This window comes from Paraglaciecola sp. QJM3NY_14, assembly GCF_056173245.1.
This window is the reverse complement of sequence record NZ_CM149664.1, coordinates 3,596,271-3,621,800: the sequence shown is the minus strand read 5'-3', so window position 1 is coordinate 3,621,800 and position 25,530 is coordinate 3,596,271. Positions and strand designations below refer to the sequence as shown.

The window sequence follows — 25,530 nt, the reverse complement described above, 5'->3', positions numbered from 1 at the left end:
TAATTCCTTTTAATTTTCGATTTCAGCCGCTGTATGTCTATATTCGCTCAACTTCTCTTTCGTTGTAAGAGTAAGTAATAAATGTTTCATCCGTATGTCTCCTAGCACCAATCTCCCCCTTGTTTTTACTTGTTCAGATATTAATTCAATTTTTTCTTTTCTATAGATAGAAATGAAATGAACAAAGTCTAAGGCAATATAATCGCCTGGTATTGTATATAAAACATCTTCATTGAATTTTGTTTTATCACAACCTAATAATTTAGGGATAATAAATGACGGTGAAGATAAGCTTAAACAACATCTTATTAGTAAAAAAGTTGTTGATACTAAGTTGTTCACTACAGATTCATCATTTATATTGGGTTTAGCAAGTAGCATCTCATTATTAAAAGGATTTTTCCGAACATCATTAGATGACGTTAGGCTAATAGTGTTTATGAGGCCTTTTTTACTTGGATTTTTCGAATTCTCTTCATAAACGACATAGTCGAAATCTTTCGTTTTGTATTCCTTGATTGGACTTTTAGTAAAGTAAATATTATTTATAAATGGAAAATGAACTTTTAAATTCCATTTGATGCTATTTTCAAAATTAGGATCTTTAGTAACGATTAACATTGACCTGCCGAATCCCACTTCTTCTAAGTATTTAGATTCTCTCTTCCAAACATTGAAGCCTGATGTATCAAAATATTTTGTATTTTTAGAGAAACACAAAAACTCTTTTAAATTCCTGAGTAAATTAGCCCATTTGGATGTGGCAGTAATGCAAAGTTCAACACTTTTAAATCTCTCTGAATGTTGAAGTGAAAGTTTTGTAAAAATCGCATTGGCATAGTTTACCGTACCATACATGTAATAAAACTGCAGAGAGCGGCCCGTCTGATAAGAATCAAACAGTAACTCTTTTTGAGCATTAATCAGCTTATTTATATCGTCAGGTGTTGATAAGTATTCCTCAACCAACTCTTGCAGTTGCTGCACTTCTTCAAGCATTAATTTATGTGAGAACTGCTTTTCATATTTTTCGATAAAGTGGGTACTGTGCTTGGTTGAGAAAACCTTTTTATGCAGTTTTTCCAAAGCATGGTCACGCTCATCATTGCTCGCCATGATGAGTAGATTATCGATCTCAAGTGGGGTCGTTCCTTTGATTCTTGCTCCGTCGCTACAATTGTAGAAGGTTTGTTCTTTTGGCTTTCGGTAAGTGACTTGCTCGATGATCTGCCGTGATACTTTAAACTCATGTTTAGTATTTACCTTAGGCCTAAAATTACCTGGTACAACAAGTGAGGTGATATTAGCGGTCGAGTAGTCGTAGGTTTCTTTACCATCTTCTTGGTAATAGCCAGAAGACTTCGAGTGATGATGGTTTACATCAACAAAACCTAAATCTACACCCATTAAATAAATATGGTTGAAGCCCAGTACACTAATAATGTTAGTTACAAAATTACTAACAGTAGGGAAGGATTGCTGAAGTACTTCGAAGTGCTGCTTTCCTAGTACACTTAATGCAGAAACTGTTGATGATTCCCCCTCTTTAAACGCGATCAGTACATCTTTGTATAACTCGCATGTGTCTGGGTGAATACCATTGCAGGAAATAAGCGTTATTTCTTTTAAATAGTCTAAATCACCTATCAACACCGGCCAATCGAAGGTGCTGCGGTTTTGCTCAATTTCGGCGTGAAAATCAGGCGTGATGCCATTCTTATAAAGCGCCTGGAGGGCGGTACCACAGCTAATGACGATAGCCTGGTCACGCCATTCTTTGATTGCCTCAATCGACATATCTAAAGAGGGCCCATTACCTACTATAAAAACCGGGACTTCCTTATCTTCATAACTTAGGAATTGCGATGGGGTATTCATGAGTACTGGATAATCGCGCCGGAACCCTTCTTTCATGTGCTCGATGCCGTAATAGGCATGATCGAAGTATTCTCCCATGGAGATAACCACCTGAAGCTGCTCCCTGAGCTGGGCAATGGCGCTATTGAGTGAAGCGTTATAGTAGCTTTGGTAAAAATAGGTATTATTTAAAATATAGGGGCCAATCGAGTGGAATTGGTTTAGCAGGTCATTGAATAAGTGAGTGCCATCATCACCTACATTTAGATATATGCGTGCATCACTGGCTTCTACTTTTTCAAAGATGGCTTGCCAATCTATGGCGTACAAAGACGCGTAAAAAAAATCAGGATTAGGCTCGCAAACAAACAGTTTTTCCACCGTGTGTTCTTCCAGCAATTTTTCTAATTGGTAACCAATACCCAGCCCAAACATGATGATAGAAGCAATTGTTTCGGGCAATTCACCCACTTCTTCTTCTGCTTCTTTTAAAAGCTCTTGAGTCTCATTTACAAACTGATAATGGATATAGTGCGCGAGTTTAGTGCCTTTATAACCAAGCACGAGCCCATCTTTATTCGGTTGTTCGTTAAAATTTTCAAAATTTAAGATGCAGTCTTGCTTTGGTGAGTTTCCGTACCAGGTATACAACCCCTCAGACTTTAGTACGTTTACCTCTTCAGACTGGCTTTTAATTGGCAACCAAATCTTGGGTTTGTAGTCTTTGTATTGCTGATAAATATTTGGGAAGTATTTTTTAAATGCGCCTAGGTTCTGTTTGAATAACGCGCTCTGGGGTGACACTTGGCGGTGCGTATTTAAGTCTAGTTTAGGCGTCCAGAATGGTACGTATTCTAAATGACTTTTCTCGCGCGCGATGGTAAAGCCATTATTGCTAATTTCTTCCCAGCTACGCGTGCAGATATCCTGATGAATCGAATCGAACACCTGCTGATTATAGTGCTTATAAACATAAAAACGGGTTAAGGAAATGTGTTCCCTAAGTTCGTTTATATCCGACAGTAAGTCTCTGCCATCTTTCTCTATTTGAATGAACAGTGAAGTCCCTTTTGCTTTGGCTAAAGCAAAAATATCAGCCCAAGGCGTCGCCATTGTTGAGCATTGAAAGTACTGCACTTCAGGTTCATAAATAATGAGGTTTTTAATCGTTCGCGCTTCAAGTAATTGCTTTATGTGCAAACCGAGGCCACAGCCCAGTACCACTAAACATTCCACTTCATCTGGCATAGGACCCATGGCTTGCTCGGTCTTAAAGCTTTCCAGTTGGGTAAAATCTAATGGGTCCGTGAGCGTATCAGTATGCTTTGATTGTATTTTTGTTTTGTGAAACTCAACACTAGGGCAATGTTCAAGTGACTGCGCTACCTGCTGATTTATTTCTTCTTGAGGGTGAAAACCATAAAATGTTCTGCCTATTCCATAATCAACGATATTGGTCTCGCCCCACTTATTAATAAATAAAGATAGGTTTGAAAGCTTAGAATCTTTGATCAAGGGAAGAAGTGAAGGAATATTGCGCTGAAATGCATTAAAGCTATTGCTGCGTGTTTCAACAATGCTTTTAGCTAGCGCATCATCCAATGCGGCTTGTTTTTCTTCATCTTTCTCTAAGTGCAGGCGAATATTTTTTAACATGGTTCACTTATAGTCACGGTTGTTATGATTATCAGTAGCGACGCTTCAATTACTCAGTACTAAGCGTTTTAACCCATAGCGCTGGGATACTCGTCGAAACGTCATTGACACAAGGTCAATGGCAAAATCTGCAATAACTGGGCCGTTTTACTGCTAATTATTTGACACAAAGTGTACATAAGCATTTGATGAAAATACAGAAACCTAGAGCCGCATCATCAAACGCTACATTTTCACGCCAGAATTGGACTAACTAATAGACTGAATTTCACCTAAGTATTGATCCCAATAGAGAGGTATCGTAAAACATACTTTTTCGCTGCTTACTTTTTAACCCATATTTTGCTAATCTTAATTCAGGTTTTAAGAAGTTGTAGAGGTACAATTTCTAGGAGAAAAATATGATTAATCTAAATACAGAGTCTAATTCATCTTTGTTGCAACAAGTTCAACAAAAACAGGAGTCGATCTTTGAGAAGCTAGCTTCTGGAAAAAAGGTCAACAGTGCCGCAGATGGAGCCGCTGCTCAGCAGATTATTGACAGGTTGACCTCTCAAGTTGAAGGCAACCGTCAGTCGGTAACTAACGCTTATGATGGCGTGTCGTTAACGCAAGTCGCAGAGAGTGGCTTATCTGGTATTAATGATGATGTAAGCCGAATTCGTGAATTGTCGGTACAGGCCGGTAATGGGATTTTGAGCGACTCAGATCGCCAAGCCATTCAAGCTGAAGTGTCTCAGATACAAGAGAATATATCCCAAACGATTGAGCAAACTGAATTCGGCGGCAAGTCACTACTAAGTGATGCCGGCACTATTGATTTTCAAATTGGTGCCAATGCTGGGCAGAAAATCGGTGTGGCTACTCAAGATGTTGCCGCAAGTTTAACTGATGTGCTAAATGTAGACCTAAGCACAGCGCAAGGTGCCGAAGAAGCATTAGCGGTTGCAGATGAAGCGGCCGAGTTTGTTGGCGCCGCTAGAGCCGATTTGGGGGCTACGCAAAACCAATTTGAGAGTGCAGCGCGTAACTTAACTCAGTCAAATGTGAATGTTGCTGCAGCCCGCAGTCGTATTCAAGACACAGACTACGCGCAAGCAACGGCGGATAGCGCTGCAGCCAATATACTTGGCCAAGCGAGCATTTCTGTGCAGGCTCAAGCAAATCAACAGCAAGGACAAGTACTTAGTTTATTAAATGGTTAATAAACAAGCTGCGATAAACTAAAGGCCATTCAGGCCTTTTTTTATGCTGTTTTTTTGTGCGTTTTGAATCATGTTCCACCTAGCTTTTAGTCATAGATGATTTTTTTAACTCTTTGTTATACTTGGGATTTATTTTTAATTTTTATAACCTTTAAATTTAGCCCTCATTCCTCTATTGCTAATCACCAATGAATGGTTAAAATTAAAACCAGAAGTAAAACAGTTAATTAACACGAAAATATTGAGGGCTGCATGAGTAATATTCTGATTATCAGTGGGCGACCCACGCTCGGGCATAATCTGAACACCATATTGACCTTTCTCGGTGAAAGCAGTACCGCTATCGCATTCGAGCAAGCTGTCAGTACTCTCAAATCTCATCCTGTTTTTGATGCTGTATTGATTGATGCTCTGAATATTGATTTAGCGGGTGAGCTGTGTGATAAATTTCCCCAGCAACCTTTTATTCTAGTTGATAGTAAAGATCCAAATTTTAAGTCCGGTGCCAACCGAGTAGGCACTGTTGATGGGGCAGTGACTTACCCGTTACTGACGCAAATGTTACATCGATGCCAAGAGCATCGTCGGATGCAACCCAACCGCAACACCACACCGCAAAATAAAACAAAACTGTTTCGCAGTTTAGTGGGCAAAAGCAATCAAATTCAAAGTGTAAGGCACCTTATTGAGCAAGTCGCGCCGACTGACGCAAACGTACTTATTCTCGGTGAATCAGGAACCGGCAAGGAAGTCATTGCTCGTAACGTACATTATTTGTCGAAGCGTGGTACAAGCCCTTTCATTCCAGTTAATTGTGGGGCCATACCTGGCGAGTTGCTTGAAAGTGAACTGTTCGGTCATGAGAAAGGAGCATTTACGGGCGCCGTGAGTTCTCGCAAAGGCCGTTTTGAATTAGCCGAAGGCGGCACCCTATTTTTAGATGAAATCGGCGACATGCCTTTGCAAATGCAAGTGAAATTGTTACGTGTGCTGCAAGAACGCACTTATGAACGGGTAGGGGGAATGAAGCCTATTCGTTGTGACGTTCGGGTCGTTGCTGCAACACACAGAAATCTTGAAGAGATGATTGAGCAAGGGCGCTTTCGAGAGGATTTATATTATCGCTTGAACGTTTTTCCTATCGATAGCCCGGCACTGCGCGAGCGGCACGAAGATATTCCTCTTCTTTTACAGGAACTCGTTTCACGCATGGAGCGAGAAAACGCTCAGATCAAATTTACCGAAAATGCGATGAAATCGCTCATGGAGCATAGTTGGGCAGGTAACGTTAGAGAGCTATCTAACCTTGTTGAGCGTCTGATGATTTTATACCCCAACCAATTAATTGATGTGGGGGATTTACCACATAAATACCAGCATTTAGATGCTGATGATTATGAGCCTGACTACCCAGAAGAATTACTCGAGCGCGAAGCGCTTAACGCCTTGTTTTCAGCCGAAGCAGAAAGTGACAGTGACGAAAACTACGACGAGAGCAATAATTCTACTGAATTACCTCCAGAGGGGATTAACCTCAAAGAGTATATTTCAGAGATGGAAGTCAGCTTAATCTCCCAAGCATTGGAGCAGCAGGACTGGGTCGTTGCTCGCTCAGCCGAAGTGCTAGGAATGCGCCGTACCACCTTAGTAGAAAAGATGCGGAAATACGATATTAGCAAAGCCTAACTTCTCTTTTCGAATATTCGTAAACCCTCCTTCGACAAAAAAATGACACATTTTTTTCAGTAACCAATTGATATTGCACTGGTATTTTATTGGCATAGGATGTGCTTACCTAACAGCTGTATTCAATCTGTCTAAGTTTTGACGTGAGGAACATATGGCATTAAGTAATTTACAGACCCAAAACACGACTCAGGCACCTTCTTCAAAAGGGGCTGTTATATCGTTCTCAAATTCTGTTGATGTAAATAGCACTTCCTCGCTTGGTCCAATTGACACCACGCAAGACATTCAGGCTCTGCGTCAACAAGCCACTAGGTTGGAACACTTATTACAAGTCATGCCCGCAGGTGTGGTAGTTATTGATGGTAAAGGCCATGTGAAGCAAGCCAATCATTTAGCTAAATCACTGTTGGGTGAGCCTTTGGAAGGGCAAGTGTGGCGTAATATCATCAAGCGCTCTTTTAAACCTCAAGCTGACGATGGGCATGAAGTGTCCTTGTTTGACGGTCGCAAAGTAAAATTGTCTATCACTCCCTTGGTAAACGAACCAGGTCAGCTGATTGTATTGACGGATTTGACCGAAACGCGCCAACTTCAACAACGCATCGGCCACCTGCAAAAATTGTCTTCTTTAGGCAAAATGGTCGCCTCATTGGCTCATCAAATTCGCACGCCGTTATCTGCAGCTATGTTATATGCCGCTAACTTATCTAGCGGAGATTTGGCAAAGGAGTCTCGTCAGCGTTTCAGTGATAAATTGCTCTCTCGTTTACGTGATTTAGAAGGCCAAGTAAACGACATGCTACTGTTCGCCAAAAGTGGCAATGAACAAGTACTCGTAGATATCTCTCTTGAGGACATGATGCGTGAAGTGAAAGCTGGCAGTGAAGCCATGCTCAATAAGAGTGGCGGTATTTTAGATATCATATTACCCGAGCCAAACATTCATTTTATAGGCAACAAGACTGCTTTGAGCGGTGCGTTGCAAAACTTAATTCACAACGCGCTAATTGCTAAATCAAACGGTGCACGCATTGTTTTTAGTGCTCAAAGAGACGATCTAAAGCCCGATTGCATGCGCTTAACAGTGACTGACAATGGTCCCGGTATCCCCAAAGACAAGATTGATCATATATTTGAACCGTTTTTTACCACTCGCAGCCAAGGTACAGGGCTGGGGTTAGCTGTCGTTAAAACCGTCGTGCAGTCTCATCAGGGCGAAGTCAGTGTTTCAAACTTAGCCTCTGGTGGCGCATGTTTCACTATCGTGCTGCCCATATTAACGCGAACCGCAGATGACGGCTTATCCGCTGGAGCAACAAACATTCACGCCCAACAGGCGAGGAGTTAATTTTATGTCTAAAACAACGATCCTTATTGTCGAAGATGATGCAGGTTTGCGTGAAGCTTTAGTCGACACGCTATTACTTGGCGGATATAACGTATTAGCTGCAGACTGCGCAGAGCGCGGTATGATGATGATGAACGAAGAAGCTATCGATCTGGTCGTGAGCGACATTCAAATGGGCGAAATGAGTGGATTATCGCTATTACGCAGCTTAAAAAACAAATATCCAAATGTTCCTGTGCTATTGATGACAGCCTATGCCACCATCGACGATGCAGTGACGGCTATGCGCGATGGCGCAACGGATTACTTATCAAAGCCCTTCGCGCCAGAAGTATTGCTGAATCTAGTAGGGCGTTATGCGCCTGCTCAAAAAGTTCTCTCATACGACCCCATTGTTGCTGACCCAAGTAGTGTCAAGTTACTGCAACTCGCCCAACGAGTCGCGCAATCTGATGCAACCGTTATGGTGCTTGGGCCAAGTGGTTCAGGCAAAGAGGTGTTAGCCCGGTACATTCACGATCAGTCTTCTCGGGCGGAGCAGCCATTTGTGGCAATAAATTGCGCTGCTATTCCTGAAAATATGCTTGAAGCAACGTTGTTTGGTTACGATAAAGGTGCCTTTACTGGCGCTATTCAGGCGTGCCCAGGCAAGTTCGAACAAGCCCAAGGTGGCACCATTTTGCTTGATGAAATAAGTGAGATGGATTTAGGTTTGCAAGCTAAATTACTGCGCGTACTCCAAGAAAAAGAAGTAGAGCGCCTCGGTAGCCGTAAAATGATCCCACTGGATGTGCGTGTCGTGGCTACTAGTAACCGGAATATTCGCCAAACGGTGGACGAGGGTTTATTCCGTGAAGATTTGTATTATCGTCTTAACGTATTTCCGCTAACGTGGGCGCCCCTTGATAAACGCCCAGGGGACATAGTGCCATTAGCGGAGCATTTAGTGGCTCGTCATCGTAGTAAACAAGGTGCGAGCGCCCTCGGCTTTTCTTCTTCAGCGCGCAGTAAAATGTTACAGCATAGCTGGCCTGGCAACGTACGAGAATTAGAAAATGTTGTGCAGCGAGCGCTCATTTTATGCGATGGCGAAAAAATCGAAGCTGATGATCTTATGCTTGAATCGATTGAAAGTGAGTTAAACAATAACCACGAACAAATTATTGAAGAAGATGAAAGTAAATTAGGTTCGGAGCTTCGTCAGCAAGAGCATCAAATTATCTTGGACACCTTACAGTCTTGCCAAGGACGCAGGAAAGACGTAGCAGAACGATTGGGTATTAGCCCGCGCACACTGCGTTATAAATTAGCTAAAATGCGCGAAGTAGGTATTGAGTTACCAGCCTAAACCGTCTTACAAATAATCAAAATGTAAGTGTTGGCACTACACTACGGCTAACGTAATACCACCATTGACCGCCTAAACGATAGGCGGTTTTTTTACCCCTAAAGTAGACTTCTCATTCTTTTACTCCCGTTTACTGGTTCGCTACGATTGTTACTCACACAAATCAGTAAACTTTAGTTTTATGTCAATAAACCGTCATGTTTTATATCGTGCTGAAATCAATGTAAAGTATTGAAATATATGCTTTATTTTTATTGGCACTAACTTTGCTTTTAACTGGTTGAGACTGAATACCGTCATCTCATCAATTCGCCAGGAGCACATCATGGATATCAAGGCACAATCTCTTTATCAAGACATGCAAAGCATGGCTTTGCAAAGCAAAGCAGGATTAGGTGAAATCAATCCTGCCAGCTTGAATGGTATCCAGGTCAATCCATCAGGGGAAAACTTTGCCGATATGCTTGGCCAAGCGATTGAGTCAGTCAACTCTATGCAGTTAGACGCTAAAAGCCAAGCAGAGCGCTTTGAAATGGGAGATAAAAGTCTCAGTTTAGCGGATGTCATGGTAGCGAAAGAAAAGTCTAGTATAGCGTTTGAGGCCACTATTCAAGTACGTAACAAAGTACTCGAAGCCTACAAAACCATTATGAACATGCCGGTTTAGGAGCTAACTCGTGGCAGAAGCAACAGGTACAGAATTGGCAATGAGCAATGCCGGCGCGGATCCATATTCAAGTGGTTCAGAAGCAGAGCAAAAATCTGGTTTTATGGATTCACTTGGCTCCACCGACATGGTTCGTCAACTGACACTCGTTGTGGCTTTAGTCATATGTGTGGCGATAGCGGTATTTATTATGATTTGGGCACAGGAGCCTGATTATCGTCCGCTAGCGAAGATGCAAACCCAAGAGTTGATTGAAGCGTTAGATTATTTTGACCAGAACCAAGTGGATTACCGCCTTGAAGGTAATACTGTTTATGTCAGCGCTGATCAATATCAAAATATTAAGTTAGGTATGGCTCGCCAAGGCCTAAGCCAAGGCGTGTCTGAAGGCACCGACATCATCATGCAAGATATGGGATTCGGTGTGAGCCAACGTGTTGAAAAGGTACGTTTAAAGCATGCGCGTGAACAACAATTAGCGCGCACATTGGAAGAAATGAGCGCGGTTACGCGTGCGAAAGTATTACTGGCTTTGCCGAAAGAGAATGTATTTGCCCGCCGTGAGAAAAAAGCCAGCGCTACCGTCGTCGTAACCTCAAGACGCGGTGCGATAATGGGCAATGAAGAGGTGAGCTCTATCGTGGACATTGTTGCATCTGCGGTGCAGGGCTTAGAGCCTGAGCGTGTCACAGTAACCGATAGCAATGGGCGGCTTCTCAATTCTGGTTCACAAGACAGTGAAGCGGCGAGAAGTAAAAAAGAGTTTGAAATGGAGCGTAAGCGCGAGACTGAGTACTTGCAGAAAATTGATTCTATTTTGATCCCCGTTCTTGGTCTGGGTAACTATACCGCTCAAGCTGATGTGACCATGGACTTTACCGCTGTTGAGCAAACCAAACGCAGTTACAATCCTGACTTACCTGCTGTGCGCAGTGAAATGACAGTAGAAGAAAACAGTGTCGGCGGCATGCTAGGTGGTATACCTGGCGCCTTGACCAATCAACCTCCGCTCGATTCGAATATCCCCGAAGAAGCTAGCGCAAGTAACACACAAACAACAGTACCAGGGCGTAATCACAAAGAAGAAACGAGAAATTACGAGCTAGATACCACCATCAGCCACACTAAGCAGCAAACTGGTGTCATTCGTCGCTTGAGTGTGTCGGTTGCGCTTGATCATGTATCGACAGTAGGTGAAGACGGCACAAGTACACTTGTTCCTCGTTCGCAGGCTGAGTTACTTGATATCCGCCGTTTGTTGCAAGGGGGAATAGGTTTCGATGTTACCCGCGGTGATTCACTGGAAGTTGTGAGCATTCCTTTTAGCCGGGAAGGTGAGGTCGCGTTAGAAGAACTGCCCATTTGGGAAGACCCTAAATTTATGCCTATCCTGAAGTTAGTGATTGGAGGGTTGGTGATAATCGTGTTGCTTTTGGCCGTGGTTCGTCCGATGCTACGTAAACTTATTTACCCTGAAGAGACCACCTCAAAAGATGAGTTCGATGCAGATGAGGGGTTAGACTTAGGTGATGAAACCATCAGTATGTTGTCGCAAGAGTTTGATGACTCACAAGTTGGTTTTGCTGCTGACGGTAGCTTTATGTTACCTGATTTGCACAAAGACGAAGATGTACTGAAGGCTGTTCGCGCATTGGTGGCTAACGAGCCAGAGTTGTCTTCGCAAGTGGTTAAGAACTGGTTGTTACAAGACGAATAATCTAAGCAGCGCGCATCTAAGTTACGAGTAAGAGATAAACATCATGCCAGATGAAAATACAGCACCAGCAACAACCGGAACTGCAGAAAGCGGTTATGACGTTGGAAAATTAGAAGGCGTTGAAAAAGCAGCTATCTTACTGCTCAGTTTGACGGAAGAAGATGCGGCCCAAATTCTTAAGCATCTTGAGCCCAAGCAGGTACAAAGGTTGGGTCAAGCGATGGCGCAAATTGATGATATGACTCAGCCCAAAATCACAGCTGTACATAAACACTTCATTGATGAAATTCAAAAATACAGCACCATCGGCTTCCAAAGCCAAGACTTTGTAAAACGCGCTTTGACCTCTGCCCTTGGTGAAGACAAAGCAGCGAACCTTATCGATCAAATTTTGATGGGTACCGGTGCCAAAGGTCTTGATTCTCTCAAGTGGATGGATTCAAAACAGGTTGCCAGTATTATTCGCAATGAGCACCCACAAATTCAAACGATTGTTATGTCTTATTTGGATGCTGAACAATCAGCTGAAATTCTTGCCCAATTCCCAGAGAAAGTGCGCTTAGATTTAATGATGCGCGTAGCCAATCTAGAAGAAGTCCAGCCTGCTGCGTTACAAGAATTAAACGAAATCATGGAGAAGCAGTTTGCTGGACAAGCGGGCACCCAGGCGGCAAAAATGGGCGGCTTGAAATCTGCGGCGGATATCATGAACTACCTTGATACCAACATTGAAGGCCAGTTGATGGATGCAATCCGTGAACAAGACGAAGAAATGAGTCAGCAAATTCAAGATCTTATGTTTGTATTCGACAACTTAGCAGAAGTAGACGACCGAGCCATTCAAGCTATCTTGCGTGAGGTTCAGCAAGACGCTCTACTCAAAGCGATTAAAGGGGCAGATGATGCCCTCAAAACTAAAATTACCGCCAACATGTCTAAGCGAGCCGCAGACATGTTGCTTGATGATTTAGAAGCCCTGGGTCCAGTGCGTTTAAGTGAAGTCGAAGCAGCGCAAAAAGAAATATTATCTGTGGCTCGTCGCTTAGCCGATGCGGGTGAAATTATGCTTGGAGGCGGAGGCGGTGATGAATTCTTATAAGACGCTAGCTAACAGCAAAGACATGCAATGAACGATTACGATGGTGAGCAAGACAAACACATTAGCGCTTGGGATTTGCCTTTCGTTGAAGATGAGCGTAAGGCAGTTGAAACCACGACTAATGCGTTAAATCGACGTTCGAACTGGAAATACGAACCCCCTGAAAATCAAGTAGAAGAAGAGGAGGAGTTCGCGCCCCCTACCGCTCAAGAAATCGAATCCATTCGAGAGGCTGCTCAAAGTGAAGGGTTTGAAGAAGGCAAAAAAGAGGGCTTAGAAAAGGGTCATCAAGAAGGGTTTGAACAAGGCAAAGAACAAGGCTTGGCGCAGGGACTTGAAGAAGGTAAAACCCAAGGATTAGCCGAGGCTCAAGAAAGTGTTAATCAACAATTAGAGAGCTGGCGCAGCCTGTTAGACACCTTGCACAACCCGGTCGCGTTGGTAGAAGAGACACTGCAGAAAGAACTTGTTTCGTTGGCCGTATCCCTAGCGAAATCAGTGATTAGGGCCGAAATTAAAACTAACTCAGATATTATTTTTAATGCGATTAGTGAAGGGCTAAAAGCGCTACCGATTAATGAGCGCCAGTATCAAATTCACCTTCATCCAGATGATTTAGTGTTGGTGACTGAGCACTTTAGTGAGCAAGAAATTGAGAAACACGGATGGCAGTTAATTGAAGCGCCCAATTTATCTCAAGGTGGCTGCGACATCGTGACACAAAGCAATGCGGTAGATGTAAGCATAGAGCGTCGCGTTAAAGACGTGCTCGACAAGTTTCTGCTAGAGCAGGGCTTAGATACTATTAATGCTAGCGAAGACGAGTAGTTAGCTATGCCTCTGGATATCTTAGGGAATATTAAAGCACTGCAGCAACAAGTCCCTCAAGCTCCGGTCGTTGCAGCAGGCAAGTTGGTGCGTGGTATCGGGTTAACCCTCGAAGCGGTTGGGTGTCAAATGCCAGTGGGGAGCCAATGTTTAATACAAACCGTAGACGGTGAAATAGAAGCTGAAGTAGTGGGGTTTGCCGAACACATTACCTATTTAATGCCCACTCAAGCAGTGAAAGGCATAGTACCAGGCTCACGCGTTCAACCCCTTAATCGCGAACAAGGATTACCTGTTGGCATGTCGCTATTAGGCAGAGTGGTTGATGGAAACGGCCAACCTTTGGACGGTTTAGGTGCCATTAAAGCTGAGAAACGTGTGCCATTAACGCGCCCACCCATGAACCCCTTATCTAGGAAACCTATCAGAGAGCCTCTGGACGTAGGCGTGCGCGCCATAAATAGTATGATCACGGTTGGCAGTGGTCAGCGTATGGGCTTGTTTGCCGGCAGTGGCGTGGGTAAGAGCGTATTATTGGGTATGATGACCCGAGGAACAAGCGCCGACGTGGTTGTTGTTGGTTTGGTCGGTGAACGGGGCCGAGAAGTAAAAGAATTTATTCAAGATATACTAGGCGATGAAGAGCGCCAAAAATCCGTTGTGGTTGCTGCGCCAGCTGATACCTCGCCCCTGATGCGCTTAAAAGGGTGTGAAACCGCGGTGACTATCGCGGAGTATTTTCGCGACAAAGGTATGAATGTGTTGTTGCTAGTGGACTCACTTACGCGTTACGCCATGGCGCAGCGAGAAATAGCCCTTGCTGTTGGTGAGCCGCCAGCGACTAAAGGGTATCCGCCGTCAGTATTTGCACGTTTACCCGCATTAGTGGAACGTGCAGGAAATGGCGGTGAACACCAAGGTTCGATTACTGCGTTTTATACCGTGTTGACCGAAGGAGATGATTTACAAGATCCTATCGCCGATTCAGCTAGGGCTATTTTGGATGGGCATATTGTGCTTTCTCGTCAATTAGCTGACTCTGGGCACTACCCTGCTATAGATATCGAAGCCTCCATAAGTCGAGTGATGCCCATGGTCGTAAGCCCTGAACATGTTCAAGTGGCGCGGCGTATTCGCCAAGTCTATTCAACCTACCAGCAAAATCGCGACCTCATCAGCATTGGTGCTTACACCAGGGGTAACGATCCGCGCATTGATTTGTCCATTAAGGCTGAGCCTGCGATCAATGCTTTTTTACAACAAGGCATGCAGCAAATCTTACCCTTTGATGAGAGTGTAGAAACGATGGTTAAGTTGGGTACCGGGTTGGGGCCAGCATAATGCCTGTTTATTTAAAGAATATAAGTTGCTTAGCATTGATGACTTTTTTAATAAGGTTTTCCCCATATAGTCACGGAGCTCGAAATGCCGGTAAGTAAGCAATTGCAAATGGTCGCTGATTGGGAGCGACGAAAAGAACAAAAGATGGCGACCGATTATCAGTTGGCGCAGCAAAATGTGGTTGATAATCAAAACAAACTTAGTGGACTTGAGCAATATCGGGTAAATTATTTGAAAGAAGGGATCCGAAAAGGTCAGCTAGGGTTAGCCGCCAAAAATTACGGGCAGCACCAGTCATTTGTCGGCAAAATTGACGCGGCCTGTGAACAACAAACAAAACAAGTCAGTAATGCGCTGGTGGTGGCTGAGCAGCGTAAAGCACAGTGGCTTGCCCAGCAAAGAAAGCGAAAAGCAGTCGAGATGCTACTTGATAAACAGGCCCTTAAAATACAACAAAAACAGGACCGAGCAGAGCAACAGATGCTTGACGAGCTCGCGTTACAAAAATTCATCCGTAGCAAATAATTGCATCTAAGCGACCATTAACGTCGCATTTCATTCTCATGTCTATCATTTCAGTTTGTTGCCTATACTAACCCCAGCAAATAATTAACCAGTCTCAGCAATTATTTACTGGAATAGGTATTACCTACCACCTACCAGCGTAAGAAAATATCTCAGCATCTTTATGGTTGGCGAAGTGCCTAGAGTTACTTTGGAATGAAGATTGCTGTGTCCCTTAGCAAGTACACAAAACAATGCATACTTAAAACGTGAAAATTGCCACATTTACTATTCAGTAATGCAGAATCATATTTTAAGGTATTGTTTTTAATAAAGTAAATTGTTATTCGTTTTTGAGTGTAGAGGATTTTAGATGCTGCAACATATTGCCACCGCAAAATCAGACGTTGCCGCTTATGCGGTTGATGTGAGTGACGAAAGCCTATCCAAGCTGCAAAACGCGGATGAATTTGCCTATATGCTGGCCAAGGAAAATAAGACTCAGCATTCGCCCAAAGAAACTACGCAACCGAAACTAAGCTCAGAGCCAAAAACCACGGCGAAAGATAAGCTGGCACCGGAAAAACATCTGGGCACTAAAGAAGAGTACTCTCACAAGAACCCTTCCGACAGTGCCAACACTGGCAAAGTGAGTGACAATAAAGAGACAAGAAAATCTGACTCGCCAGTCGATACCGCACCTGATGAAACTGGGTTAACGGCAGATGATAAGCAGCAAATTGATACCTCAAAGGGCAATACTGAAAGTTCACGAATCACGACGGGTAGCAAAAATGAAGCAGATGCTAATCACTGGCTTTCGATTATTGAACAACTAGCACTTAATAGTGAAGACGCTATTAGCAGCAAAGGGCAAGACAGCGCTCTTGCCAGTGCAAGCGGGACTGACGTTCCTGTCAACACGTTAAATGATAATAAACTGGCTGATAGCGTGAACGGCGACGAGGAAGCATTGCTTCTGGCTTTGTTAAATCACATTTTCGGAGAAAAGACTCAGGCGAATGCAGATAAGGCATTAGTACCTGAGCACGAAGCGGCTGATGAAGGAACGGAGCTCACTACTGATGATGACGTCGGTAAAATGATGGCGCTACTTCAGAATAACCCAGAATTGCTTAAAGAATTAGAATCACTGATTGTGGGTCAACAACAAGTAGATGGCAGCTCACGTTTAAACGATTTAAGCACCTTCGACGCTAAAGGCGAAGACGCGCTAGATAGTGACTCACTGGAAAATGAACTTGCTGCGCTGGATTTGTCACAAAAGCAATTATTCCAGCAAGATAAAGTCATAAGCGATGAAACGCTAGCAGGTATTGCAGAAGCTGTGGTTAGCTTGATGAGCGTTACAACGCCAGCTAAGGGGGATGCCCTAAATAGCGTTCCAGAGACTGCGAACGCTGTGGCTGTCAGCACAGCTGATTTGCTTGAAGGCTCAGCATTAAGCGAGCAAAGTACTGGTCAAACCGAATCCTTGGCCTTAGAAAGTGACTTAACCCAGCAACAACTAGCAATGTTAGACAGTGCGCCTGAATTGAAAAAGCTATTACAGTTACCACCCGAGAAGCTTGAAAGTGCATTAGCGCTGCTTGCCAAAGAATTACAAAAGGGAGGAACCGCTAGCACTGCAGGGGACGCGACAAGTAATGCCATGTTAAAAGGGGCGCTGCAAGCAGACGCCGAATTAAGCTCAACTGCTAACGTAAATTTCAACACCCTTATTAATAAAGTTGACGCTGATAGCAACCCCAGCGGCACGGCTGACTTTGTCGCCGCCCTTAAAACCGGTTTAGCTGAAGTAAAAGCGCAGCTCGAAAAAGGGCGAGAGCCTGGCATCGATCTAAAAGCCTTGGTGAATGACGCCATAAAAGCGTCACCAGAGTTGGCAAGCAATATGCTTTCTAATAAGCAAGAACAGATAGAATTGGCGACGCGCTCTGTGTCTCAAATATTGGACGTGGCGCAATTGATGAGCACCGCACTCGAGCAAGCCTCGCATCAGCAAACGGCAAATGCGACTTATCGAGAGCTAGGTATTAACATGGCCGAACACAACAAAGCCAATCAATTGCAGCAAGGACAATTCGACAAAGCCTTGAATTTGGCCAAACCAGAGGCCCATCAGCAATTGGCTGAAAAAGTACGCTTCATGGTGAATGCCAATCAGTTGGTTGCCGATATCCGCCTCGACCCAGCTGAATTGGGCTCGATGCATGTAAAAGTGTCAGTCAGCGGTGAATCAGCGAACGTGAGCTTTGTGGTGCAATCGATACATGCGAAAGAGGCGATTGATAACGCCGCGCCGAGATTAAAAGAGATGCTGGCAGAAAAAGGCATTGAGTTAGGTCAATCATCGGTTGAACAAGAATCCCAAGAACAAGAACAGCAAACGGCCGGTGGCGGCTCAGGTGATGCACCGGGACGCAGTTCAGAGCAGGGGAGTGCCGATGGTGAGGTGCCTGACGGGATATTACAACAACCTATTGTCAATGGCTCTTTAGGGGGTATTGATTACTTTGTTTGACACTTAGGTATGGCTTATAGATTGCGATTTTCTGAGTAAGAACGATAATACCAGCAAAATATTATACAGGGTGTTGGCATGGCTGAAGAAGAATTACAAATGGAAGAGGGTGGCAAGAAAAGCAAACTCATGATGATTATCATCATAGTGGTTGTTTTACTGCTAGGTGGTGGTGGCGCAGCGTATTTTTTGCTTGGTGGTGAAGACGAGGTCGTTACAATGGAAGGTGAAGAGCAAGCCCAAATGGAGGGGGATGGTGGTGAAACGTCAGAGGCTGTAAAAACGGGAACCGCACTTTATGTGGCTATTCCTAATCCGATTACGTTTAACGTGCCAGGCGCAAATAGAGACCGTTTAGTCGAAATTAAAGTGCAGCTTATGGTTCGCGGCAGCAGTGCTGAAGAGCAAGTGAAAATGCACATACCGTCGATTCAAGGGGCATTAAACAGAGCATTTAGCCAAGCGAATGCTGATGATTTAATCACAGAAGCGGGCAAAGCTGCCATTCGTGATAACGCTTTAAAGGAAGTTCAGAAAACCTTGAAAGACGTGTCAGGTAATGAATTGGTAGAGCAAGTATTGTTCACCGGTTTTGTGATGCAATAAGCAAAAGCGAGAAAGAGATTGAGCGACTTATTATCCCAAGATGAAATCGATGCGCTACTTCACGGAGTAGACGAAGTCGAAGAAGATGACGCCGAAGAAGTACAGGGCGATGGCACTGCGCTGGAGTATGACTTTTCTTCGCAAGATCGGATCGTCCGGGGAAGAATGCCGACACTGGAAATCGTCAACGAGCGATTTGCCAGGCACATGCGGGTCAGCCTATTTAATATGATGCGCCGTTCGGCGGAAGTGTCTATTAACGGGATCCAAATGATTAAGTTTGGCGAGTATATCCACACCTTGTTTGTACCTACTAGTTTGAATATGGTTCGCTTCCGTCCACTTAAAGGCACTGGGCTAATCACCATGGAAGCGCGTTTAGTGTTTATCTTGGTAGATAACTTCTTCGGTGGTGATGGGCGCTATCATGCAAAAATCGAAGGCCGAGAGTTCACGCCGACAGAGCGACGTATCATTCAGATGCTGCTCAAACTGATTTTTGAGGATTATAAAGAGGCGTGGGCCCCCGTGATGGACGTGTCTTTCGAATATTTGGACTCAGAAGTTAACCCAGCGATGGCCAATATTGTTAGTCCCACGGAAGTGGTGGTAATCAGCTCTTTTCATATTGAACTCGATGGTGGTGGGGGGGACTTTCATGTGTCATTGCCCTACTCAATGTTAGAGCCAATTCGAGAACTTCTCGATGCAGGTGTGCAAAGTGATAAGGAAGACACTGACCTGCGTTGGAGCAAAGCACTACGTGATGAAATTATGGACGTGAAAGTCGAGCTTTCTACTCACATGATGGATTTGACGCTTAGCTTACAAAAGATCATGGACATGAAAGCCGGTGATATTATTCCTATCGACATGCCCGAGCACATCACTGTGATGATAGAGGAATTACCCACATTCAGAGCGAAGCTGGGCCGTTCACGAGACAACCTAGCACTTAAGATTACCGATAAAATTCCGCGACCTACGTCTGTCAAATCGGAATTACAATTATTAACCAAAGGCGGCCGCAGAATCGATAGCGACGCCGAGTTACAAACCCTTGAAGATGATTTGTAACCAATCAAGAGGCAAAGATTATGAGCGAAGAAGAAGGTTTAGATGATTGGGCAGCGGCCATGGCTGAACAAGCAGATGAAGAAAGCAAAGACGGTAACGCTACTGTTGCCGAATATGACGAGCTTGAAGAAGACAAAGAGATATCCCCTGCGGAAAAGCGCAAGTTAGATACGATTTTGGATATTCCTGTGACTATTTCTATGGAAGTAGGACGTAGCCATATCAGTATTCGCAATTTATTGCAGTTGAACCAAGGTTCTGTCGTTGAGTTAGACCGTGTCGCAGGTGAGCCACTTGATGTGTTAGTAAATGGCACGTTGATTGCTCATGGTGAGGTAGTAGTCGTCAACGATAAATTTGGTATTCGCTTAACTGATGTTATTAGTCAACTGGAAAGAATCAAAAAGCTCCGCTAAACAAACCTCTTTTAAAACAAGGGTTTGGTATGTACTGAGCCCTCTGTTTTTAGCTTCAAATACAGCATTTGCTGAAGCTAAAACCCTCTCTGATACCTCATCCATAGTGTCAATTTTTCTATCCCTACTGCTGGTGATCGCGGTGGTTTTCATGTTGGCGTTCATAATGCGACGGTTTAACGTCACTGGCGGCAGCACGGGGCAGTTAAAAGTGATAGCTTCTTTAGCGGCAGGCACTAAAGAGCGCGTGCTCGTCATAGAAGTGGGCGAAGAACAGCATCTCATTGGTGTGACGGCGCAGAATATTAATCACTTAGCAAAACTCGACACGCCTATTTCAAATGACAAACCGCCTGTTGGTGACAATTTCAAAGATAAACTGAATATGTTTATGGCAGGTAAGTTACAGCCTAACGCCAACACTGGCAGCAAAAAAAGTGCGGGAGTCCACGATGAATAAGATTTTTTTACTGCTATTGGCGACGGGACTATTAATGGTTCCTAGTTGGGTTCTTGCTGAGCCCGGTATCCCCGCGCTGACCATGACTGAAAACGCGGATGGCTCGCAAGATTACACCATGACATTGCAAGTTGTGGCGATCATGACTGCGCTGAGCTTGTTGCCTGCATTTATTATGATGATGACGTCTTTCACTCGTATCATCATCGTACTCTCTATTTTGCGCCAAGCGATTGGTTTGCAACAATCCCCTTCCAACCAAATATTGATAGGCGTGAGCTTATTCCTGTCTATGTTTATCATGGCGCCAGTGTTTGAAAAAATTAATGAAACAGCGCTACAGCCATACTTAAGTGAACAAATCACCTCGATACAAGCTTACGAATTAGCCAAAGAGCCATTGCGGGGTTTTATGCTGGCACAGACGAGAATAAAAGACTTAGAAACATTTGTGGAAATAGGCGGCTATGAAGACCAGTTTCAAGAGCCAGCCGATGTGCCAATGAATGTGTTGATACCCGCTTTTGTCACTAGCGAATTGAAAACCGCGTTTCAAATCGGTTTTATGTTGTTCATTCCATTTCTTATTTTGGACTTGGTGGTAGCGTCAATCCTCATGGCTATGGGGATGATGATGTTATCGCCTATGATCGTTTCGCTGCCCTTCAAGCTAATGTTGTTCGTGCTGGTGGATGGTTGGAACCTTATTTTTGGCACCCTAGCAAACAGCTTTGGAATGGGGACTTAGTCATGGCACCAGAGGTCTTTGTTGACATATTGAAAGAAGCCTTGAACATGGTCATTTTGTTGGTGTCAGCCATCATCTTGCCTAGCTTGTTTGTGGGGTTAATCGTCGCAGTATTTCAAGCCGCCACATCCATAAACGAACAAACAATGAGCTTTCTACCGCGCTTGATTGTCACTTTATTGGCCCTTAGCTGGGGTGGACATTGGCTAGTACAGCAGTTAATGGACTTCACCTTCACTATGGTAGAGCGTATCCCGGAAGTGGTGGGTTAGCATGGCGTTTTCCGCCGACATTATCACTCAGTTCATGGGTGACATGTTACTGCCATTCATGCGTATATCGGGCATGTTGGCGACCATGGTTGGCTTGAGTGCGAAAACAGTTCCAACTACTGTACGCGCTTTATTGACGCTGTTTATTACTTTCATTATTTTGCCTGTTATACCACCTGTGCCGGTTGTAGAAATACTCTCAGTAAGTACTTTCGTGTTGGTGATCCAGCAACTTATTATCGGTATTTCCTTGGGGTTTATTTCAACCATGGTGCTGAATACCTTTGTATTGGCAGGGCAAGTCGTGGCGATGCAAACAGGGCTTGGATTTGCTTCCATCGTCGACCCAGTCAATGGCATCAATGTACCCGCGGTAGGTCAGTTCTACTTAATTCTAGCGACTCTGCTCTTTTGGGCACTAGATGGCCATTTAGCCATGATCCGTATGGTGGTGATGAGCTTTACTGCATTTCCAGTAGGAGAAGCGTGGCTTCAGCCAGAGCAATTTAAAGAAATCGCCCATTGGGCTGGTTGGATGTTTATTTCCGCCGTGACCTTGTCTTTAGCGCCGATTGTATCTTTATTGATTGTTAACTTGGCGTTCGGTGTTATGACCAAGGCGGCGCCGCAATTGAACATTTTTAGTCTGGGTTTCAGTATCGCGCAAATCATGGGGTTGGTGATTATCTGGATCACCATGGATAATTTCACTTACCACTTTGAAGTACAGTGGGATAGAGCTCAGCAAATGATGTGTCAACTTGTTAGAGTTTGTCCTTAAAGGAGGCGGTTTATGTCTGACGCTAATGAAAAAACAGAAGACCCCACATCCAAAAAGATCACCGACTCCAGAAAAAAGGGCCAAGTCGCGCGATCCAAAGAACTCTCGACGGCCCTTGTTTTAGTCTTTAGCGCTGCTGCGTTCATCATGATGGGAGGGCAAATTGCCAAGGCGATTTACCTAGTTACTCAGCGCACATTTACTCTATCGCGTGATGAAACCTATGACTTTACGCATATGTTTCAAGCATGGGGCTCAGCGATCGAAACAGTCGCTACGCCCGTTATGCTGTACATGGTCATCATTACCGCAGCGGGCATTTACGGCAATATTGCGCTTGGTGGCTACAATTTCACCTGGCAGGGTGCGGCACCTAAAGCCAATAAGCTCAATCCGCTCGCTGGCTTTAAGCGTATGTTTGGTATGAATGGGTTAGTTGAATTGCTTAAAGCGATAGCCAAAGTGATAGTGGTGATGGGCATGGCTTATGTCGCTATGTTGGTATTTAAGGATGAAGCTTTACACCTTGATTTAGAGCTGTATCCACAAAACTTATTTCATGCGATGGACTTAATATCATGGGCATTTCTCATGATGTGCTGCGCACTTATTCCTATCGCGGCGTTTGATGTGCCGTATCAAAGTTACAAGCACAACAAAGAAATGAAAATGTCGAAACAGGAAGTGAAAGACGAAAACAAAAACGCTGAAGGTGACCCACAGGTTAAAAACCGTATTCGTCGATTACAATTTCAAGCTGCTGCAAACCGTATGATGCAAGAAGTACCTACGGCCGATGTGGTGGTAACGAACCCGACGCATTATTCCATCGCCTTGAAATATGACCAACAAGGCACCCGAGCACCCGTGCTCGTTGCCAAAGGGGTCGATGAAATGGCGATGCATATACGTAAAATAGCCGACGCACATGAAGTGCCTATTGTCGCATCGCCCATGTTGGCTCGAGCAATTTATTACTCTACTGAAGTGGAGTCTGAGATCCCGGCTAAGCTATTCATGGCCGTGGCGCAAATTTTGGCTTATGTCTTTCAACTAAAAGCCTACAAAAATGGCAAGGGAAAACGTCCTAAGTCAGTACCCACAAACCTTCCTATCCCTTACGAATTGAGGCGCTAAAGTCTCACCAGCCTGCGGTTAGACTAAAGATTAATGCATGGCGTAGGGGTGTTTTACCTCATTTGGCGCGGTAGTTGCTTTATGAAGTAAAACGTCCGTCAGGTGTCAAAAAATACGCGCTATGCAACTAACAGCTTATCTTAATCGTTTCGACAAAAATCAATTTCAGTCTGTTATGTCTGGACTTGGTGCGCCTCTTGTATTGTTGGCCATCATGGGAATGGTTATTTTACCCATGCCAGCGTTTCTTCTCGACGTGCTGTTTAGCTTTAATATTGCTTTATCACTGGTCATTATCTTAGTGTCTGTTTTCACTAAGAAGCCCGTCGACTTCGGAATTTTCCCACTCGTTCTGCTAATTGCCACTGTACTGCGCTTAGCCTTGAATGTGGCATCAACACGGATTGTTTTGCTGGAAGGGCACGAAGGCGGTGATGCGGCGGGGAAAGTGATCCAAGCATTTGGCGAAGTGGTTATTGGTGGTAACTACGCTGTGGGTATTGTGGTATTTGCCATTCTGTTGATTATTAACTTTAAAGTGGTGACCGCAGGTGCTGGACGTATCTCAGAAGTGAGCGCACGCTTTACGTTAGATGCAATGCCAGGTAAGCAAATGGCCATTGATGCAGATTTAAACGCAGGTTTTATCGACCAAGATGAAGCCCGTAAACGCCGGTTTGAAGTGACCAGTGAAGCCGACTTCTATGGCTCAATGGACGGTGCGTCTAAATTCGTAAAAGGGGATGCGGTTGCAGGGTTATTCATTATGTTGATCAACATAGTGGGCGGTTTATTCATTGGCATTTTTCAACACGACTTAGCCTTCGGGCAGGCCGTCGAGATTTATACATTGCTAACCATAGGTGATGGCCTAGTTGCACAAATTCCTTCGTTATTGTTGTCTGTAGCGACAGCGATAATCGTCACTCGTGAAAACGACTCCCAAGAAATGGGACAAGAACTCACTCGTCAATTAGGTAATCGCCAAGCGTTATACATCACCAGTGGTATTTTGTTTGTCATGGGTATAGTGCCGGGCATGCCGCATGTGGCTTTCTTGGGGTTTAGTGCGTTAGTGGGCGGATATGCTTATTACCAGCACTGGAGCGAAAAGAAATTGGCCTCACAGCCGGAAGTATTGGCGCCTGAAAAAGAACGTGGCACACCAAAACCTGCTGAAATTAAAGAACTAGGTTGGGATGACGTACAACACGTTGACACCATTGGTTTAGAAGTAGGTTACCGCTTGATCCCGCTGGTAGATAAATCACAAGGCGGCGAGTTATTGACACGTATTAAAGGGGTTCGTAAGAAATTGTCTCAAGAGCTTGGCTTTCTTATTCCCCCAGTTCATATTCGCGATAATTTAGATTTAAGTCCTAACAATTACACCATATCCATGTTGGGGGTCTCTGTTGGCGAAGCCGAAATCAGCCACGACGACGAACTGGCGATTAACCCAGGTCAGGTATTTGGCAAATTAGATGGAACCGTTACAAAAGATCCTGCATTTGGCTTAGATGCCGTTTGGATCCGCTCGAACCAACGTGAGCATGCACAAACGTTAGGTTATACCGTTGTGGATAGCGCCACGGTTGTCGCGACTCACCTAAGTCAACTTCTGACTAATAATGCCTATCAACTACTTGGTCATGAAGAGGTTCAGCAATTGCTGGACATGCTTGCCAAGCAAAGCCCTAAATTAGTCGAAGGTTTAGTGCCTGATATTTTGTCACTTAGTACCGTGGTTAAAGTGCTGCAAACGCTATTGTACGAAGGCGTGCCTATCCGTGATTTACGCACCATTGTACAAACCTTGTGTGAGTATGGACCTAAGAGTCAAGATCCTGATGTATTAGTGTCGGCGCTGCGTATCTCGCTTAAGCGCCTAATTATTCAAGAGATCAACGGCGGACAAGCTGAGTTACCAGTCATAACTTTGGCGCCAGAGTTGGAACAGATGTTGCACCAGTCATTACAAGCCGGTGGAGGAGATGGCGCAGGAATAGAACCTGGTTTAGCTGAACGTTTACAAAAGTCACTAAATGATGCTTCTCAACAGCAAGAATTAGCGGGCGAACCTGCCGTGTTACTTACTTCAGGTATGTTGCGCCCCGTGTTATCAAGGTTCTTGAAACACGCAGTACAAGGTTTGCATGTGTTGTCATATCAAGAAATTCCAGATGACAAACAAATTAAAATAGTCAGTGCGGTGGGTCAATAGTCCGT

21 protein-coding genes are annotated in these 25,530 nt (G+C 44.3%); 20 read left to right on the top strand and 1 reads right to left on the bottom strand.

The features are described 5' to 3' along the window. Nucleotides 1-9 precede the first annotated feature (9 nt). Nucleotides 10-3,513, bottom strand: a complete 3,504-nt coding sequence (locus tag AC0VYA_RS15470; protein WP_475488858.1) for a 6-hydroxymethylpterin diphosphokinase MptE-like protein — start codon at nucleotides 3,511-3,513, stop codon at nucleotides 10-12. A 401-nt stretch (nucleotides 3,514-3,914) separates the two neighbouring features. On the opposite strand from AC0VYA_RS15470, the gene AC0VYA_RS15465 reads away from it, so the two are divergent. The 20 genes from AC0VYA_RS15465 to flhA all read left to right on the top strand — a co-directional run bounded on the left by AC0VYA_RS15465 (nucleotide 3,915) and on the right by flhA (nucleotide 25,525). Further along, on the top strand, nucleotides 3,915-4,718 hold the full coding sequence (locus tag AC0VYA_RS15465) for a flagellin N-terminal helical domain-containing protein (RefSeq protein ID WP_475488857.1): 804 nt from the start codon (nucleotides 3,915-3,917) through the stop codon (nucleotides 4,716-4,718). 252 nt (nucleotides 4,719-4,970) lie between these two features. Further along, a complete protein-coding gene (locus AC0VYA_RS15460; protein WP_475488856.1) occupies nucleotides 4,971-6,404 on the top strand; it encodes a sigma-54 dependent transcriptional regulator in 1,434 nt (477 codons plus the stop codon). Between the two features lie 154 nt (nucleotides 6,405-6,558). Further along, the gene (locus AC0VYA_RS15455) at nucleotides 6,559-7,755 is read left to right on the top strand and encodes a sensor histidine kinase (protein WP_475488855.1); all 1,197 of its coding nucleotides are present in this window, start codon (nucleotides 6,559-6,561) and stop codon (nucleotides 7,753-7,755) included. 4 nt (nucleotides 7,756-7,759) lie between these two features. Beyond that, nucleotides 7,760-9,103, top strand: coding sequence for a sigma-54-dependent transcriptional regulator (locus AC0VYA_RS15450; RefSeq protein WP_475488854.1), 1,344 nt, complete (start codon nucleotides 7,760-7,762; stop codon nucleotides 9,101-9,103). A 325-nt stretch (nucleotides 9,104-9,428) separates the two neighbouring features. Then, the gene (gene fliE, locus AC0VYA_RS15445) at nucleotides 9,429-9,770 is read left to right on the top strand and encodes a flagellar hook-basal body complex protein FliE (RefSeq protein ID WP_011575794.1); all 342 of its coding nucleotides are present in this window, start codon (nucleotides 9,429-9,431) and stop codon (nucleotides 9,768-9,770) included. Between the two features lie 10 nt (nucleotides 9,771-9,780). Further along, complete coding sequence (fliF, locus tag AC0VYA_RS15440; protein ID WP_011575793.1) at nucleotides 9,781-11,487, top strand: flagellar basal-body MS-ring/collar protein FliF; 1,707 nt, start codon at nucleotides 9,781-9,783, stop codon at nucleotides 11,485-11,487. Between the two features lie 43 nt (nucleotides 11,488-11,530). Continuing rightward, entirely contained in the window at nucleotides 11,531-12,586 is a 1,056-nt protein-coding gene (fliG, locus tag AC0VYA_RS15435; RefSeq protein ID WP_011575792.1) for a flagellar motor switch protein FliG, read from the top strand. A 27-nt stretch (nucleotides 12,587-12,613) separates the two neighbouring features. Then, the gene (fliH, locus tag AC0VYA_RS15430; protein ID WP_475488853.1) at nucleotides 12,614-13,414 is read left to right on the top strand and encodes a flagellar assembly protein FliH; all 801 of its coding nucleotides are present in this window, start codon (nucleotides 12,614-12,616) and stop codon (nucleotides 13,412-13,414) included. Between the two features lie 6 nt (nucleotides 13,415-13,420). Then, nucleotides 13,421-14,755, top strand: a complete 1,335-nt coding sequence (fliI, locus tag AC0VYA_RS15425) for a flagellar protein export ATPase FliI (RefSeq protein ID WP_006993720.1) — start codon at nucleotides 13,421-13,423, stop codon at nucleotides 14,753-14,755. Nucleotides 14,756-14,839: 84 nt separating this feature from the next. Beyond that, nucleotides 14,840-15,280: a flagellar export protein FliJ gene (gene fliJ, locus AC0VYA_RS15420; RefSeq protein WP_011575790.1), complete on the top strand. Its 441-nt coding sequence runs from the start codon at nucleotides 14,840-14,842 to the stop codon at nucleotides 15,278-15,280. Between the two features lie 352 nt (nucleotides 15,281-15,632). Further along, entirely contained in the window at nucleotides 15,633-17,804 is a 2,172-nt protein-coding gene (locus tag AC0VYA_RS15415) for a flagellar hook-length control protein FliK (RefSeq protein ID WP_475488852.1), read from the top strand. Nucleotides 17,805-17,882: 78 nt separating this feature from the next. After that, on the top strand, nucleotides 17,883-18,410 hold the full coding sequence (fliL, locus tag AC0VYA_RS15410) for a flagellar basal body-associated protein FliL (RefSeq protein WP_473475167.1): 528 nt from the start codon (nucleotides 17,883-17,885) through the stop codon (nucleotides 18,408-18,410). An 18-nt stretch (nucleotides 18,411-18,428) separates the two neighbouring features. After that, nucleotides 18,429-19,487 (top strand): flagellar motor switch protein FliM, encoded by a 1,059-nt coding sequence (fliM, locus tag AC0VYA_RS15405; protein ID WP_475488851.1) that lies wholly within the window; start codon nucleotides 18,429-18,431, stop codon nucleotides 19,485-19,487. Nucleotides 19,488-19,507: 20 nt separating this feature from the next. After that, nucleotides 19,508-19,903: a flagellar motor switch protein FliN gene (gene fliN / locus AC0VYA_RS15400; protein ID WP_011575787.1), complete on the top strand. Its 396-nt coding sequence runs from the start codon at nucleotides 19,508-19,510 to the stop codon at nucleotides 19,901-19,903. A 151-nt stretch (nucleotides 19,904-20,054) separates the two neighbouring features. Further along, nucleotides 20,055-20,363 carry a flagellar biosynthetic protein FliO gene (gene fliO / locus AC0VYA_RS15395; RefSeq protein ID WP_475488850.1) on the top strand — a complete coding sequence of 103 codons (309 nt, stop codon included), beginning with the start codon at nucleotides 20,055-20,057 and terminating at the stop codon, nucleotides 20,361-20,363. Beyond that, nucleotides 20,356-21,111: a flagellar type III secretion system pore protein FliP gene (gene fliP / locus AC0VYA_RS15390; RefSeq protein ID WP_011575785.1), complete on the top strand. Its 756-nt coding sequence runs from the start codon at nucleotides 20,356-20,358 to the stop codon at nucleotides 21,109-21,111. Before fliO ends, fliP begins: the two co-directional genes overlap by 8 nt. Before the next feature lie 2 nt (nucleotides 21,112-21,113). Further along, nucleotides 21,114-21,383 carry a flagellar biosynthesis protein FliQ gene (fliQ, locus tag AC0VYA_RS15385; RefSeq protein WP_006993711.1) on the top strand — a complete coding sequence of 90 codons (270 nt, stop codon included), beginning with the start codon at nucleotides 21,114-21,116 and terminating at the stop codon, nucleotides 21,381-21,383. 1 nt (nucleotide 21,384) lies between these two features. Beyond that, the gene (gene fliR, locus AC0VYA_RS15380; RefSeq protein WP_475488849.1) at nucleotides 21,385-22,164 is read left to right on the top strand and encodes a flagellar biosynthetic protein FliR; all 780 of its coding nucleotides are present in this window, start codon (nucleotides 21,385-21,387) and stop codon (nucleotides 22,162-22,164) included. Between the two features lie 12 nt (nucleotides 22,165-22,176). After that, complete coding sequence (gene flhB, locus AC0VYA_RS15375) at nucleotides 22,177-23,301, top strand: flagellar biosynthesis protein FlhB (RefSeq protein ID WP_011575783.1); 1,125 nt, start codon at nucleotides 22,177-22,179, stop codon at nucleotides 23,299-23,301. Between the two features lie 121 nt (nucleotides 23,302-23,422). After that, nucleotides 23,423-25,525: a flagellar biosynthesis protein FlhA gene (flhA, locus tag AC0VYA_RS15370; protein ID WP_011575782.1), complete on the top strand. Its 2,103-nt coding sequence runs from the start codon at nucleotides 23,423-23,425 to the stop codon at nucleotides 25,523-25,525. The last annotated feature ends 5 nt before the right edge of the window (nucleotides 25,526-25,530 follow it).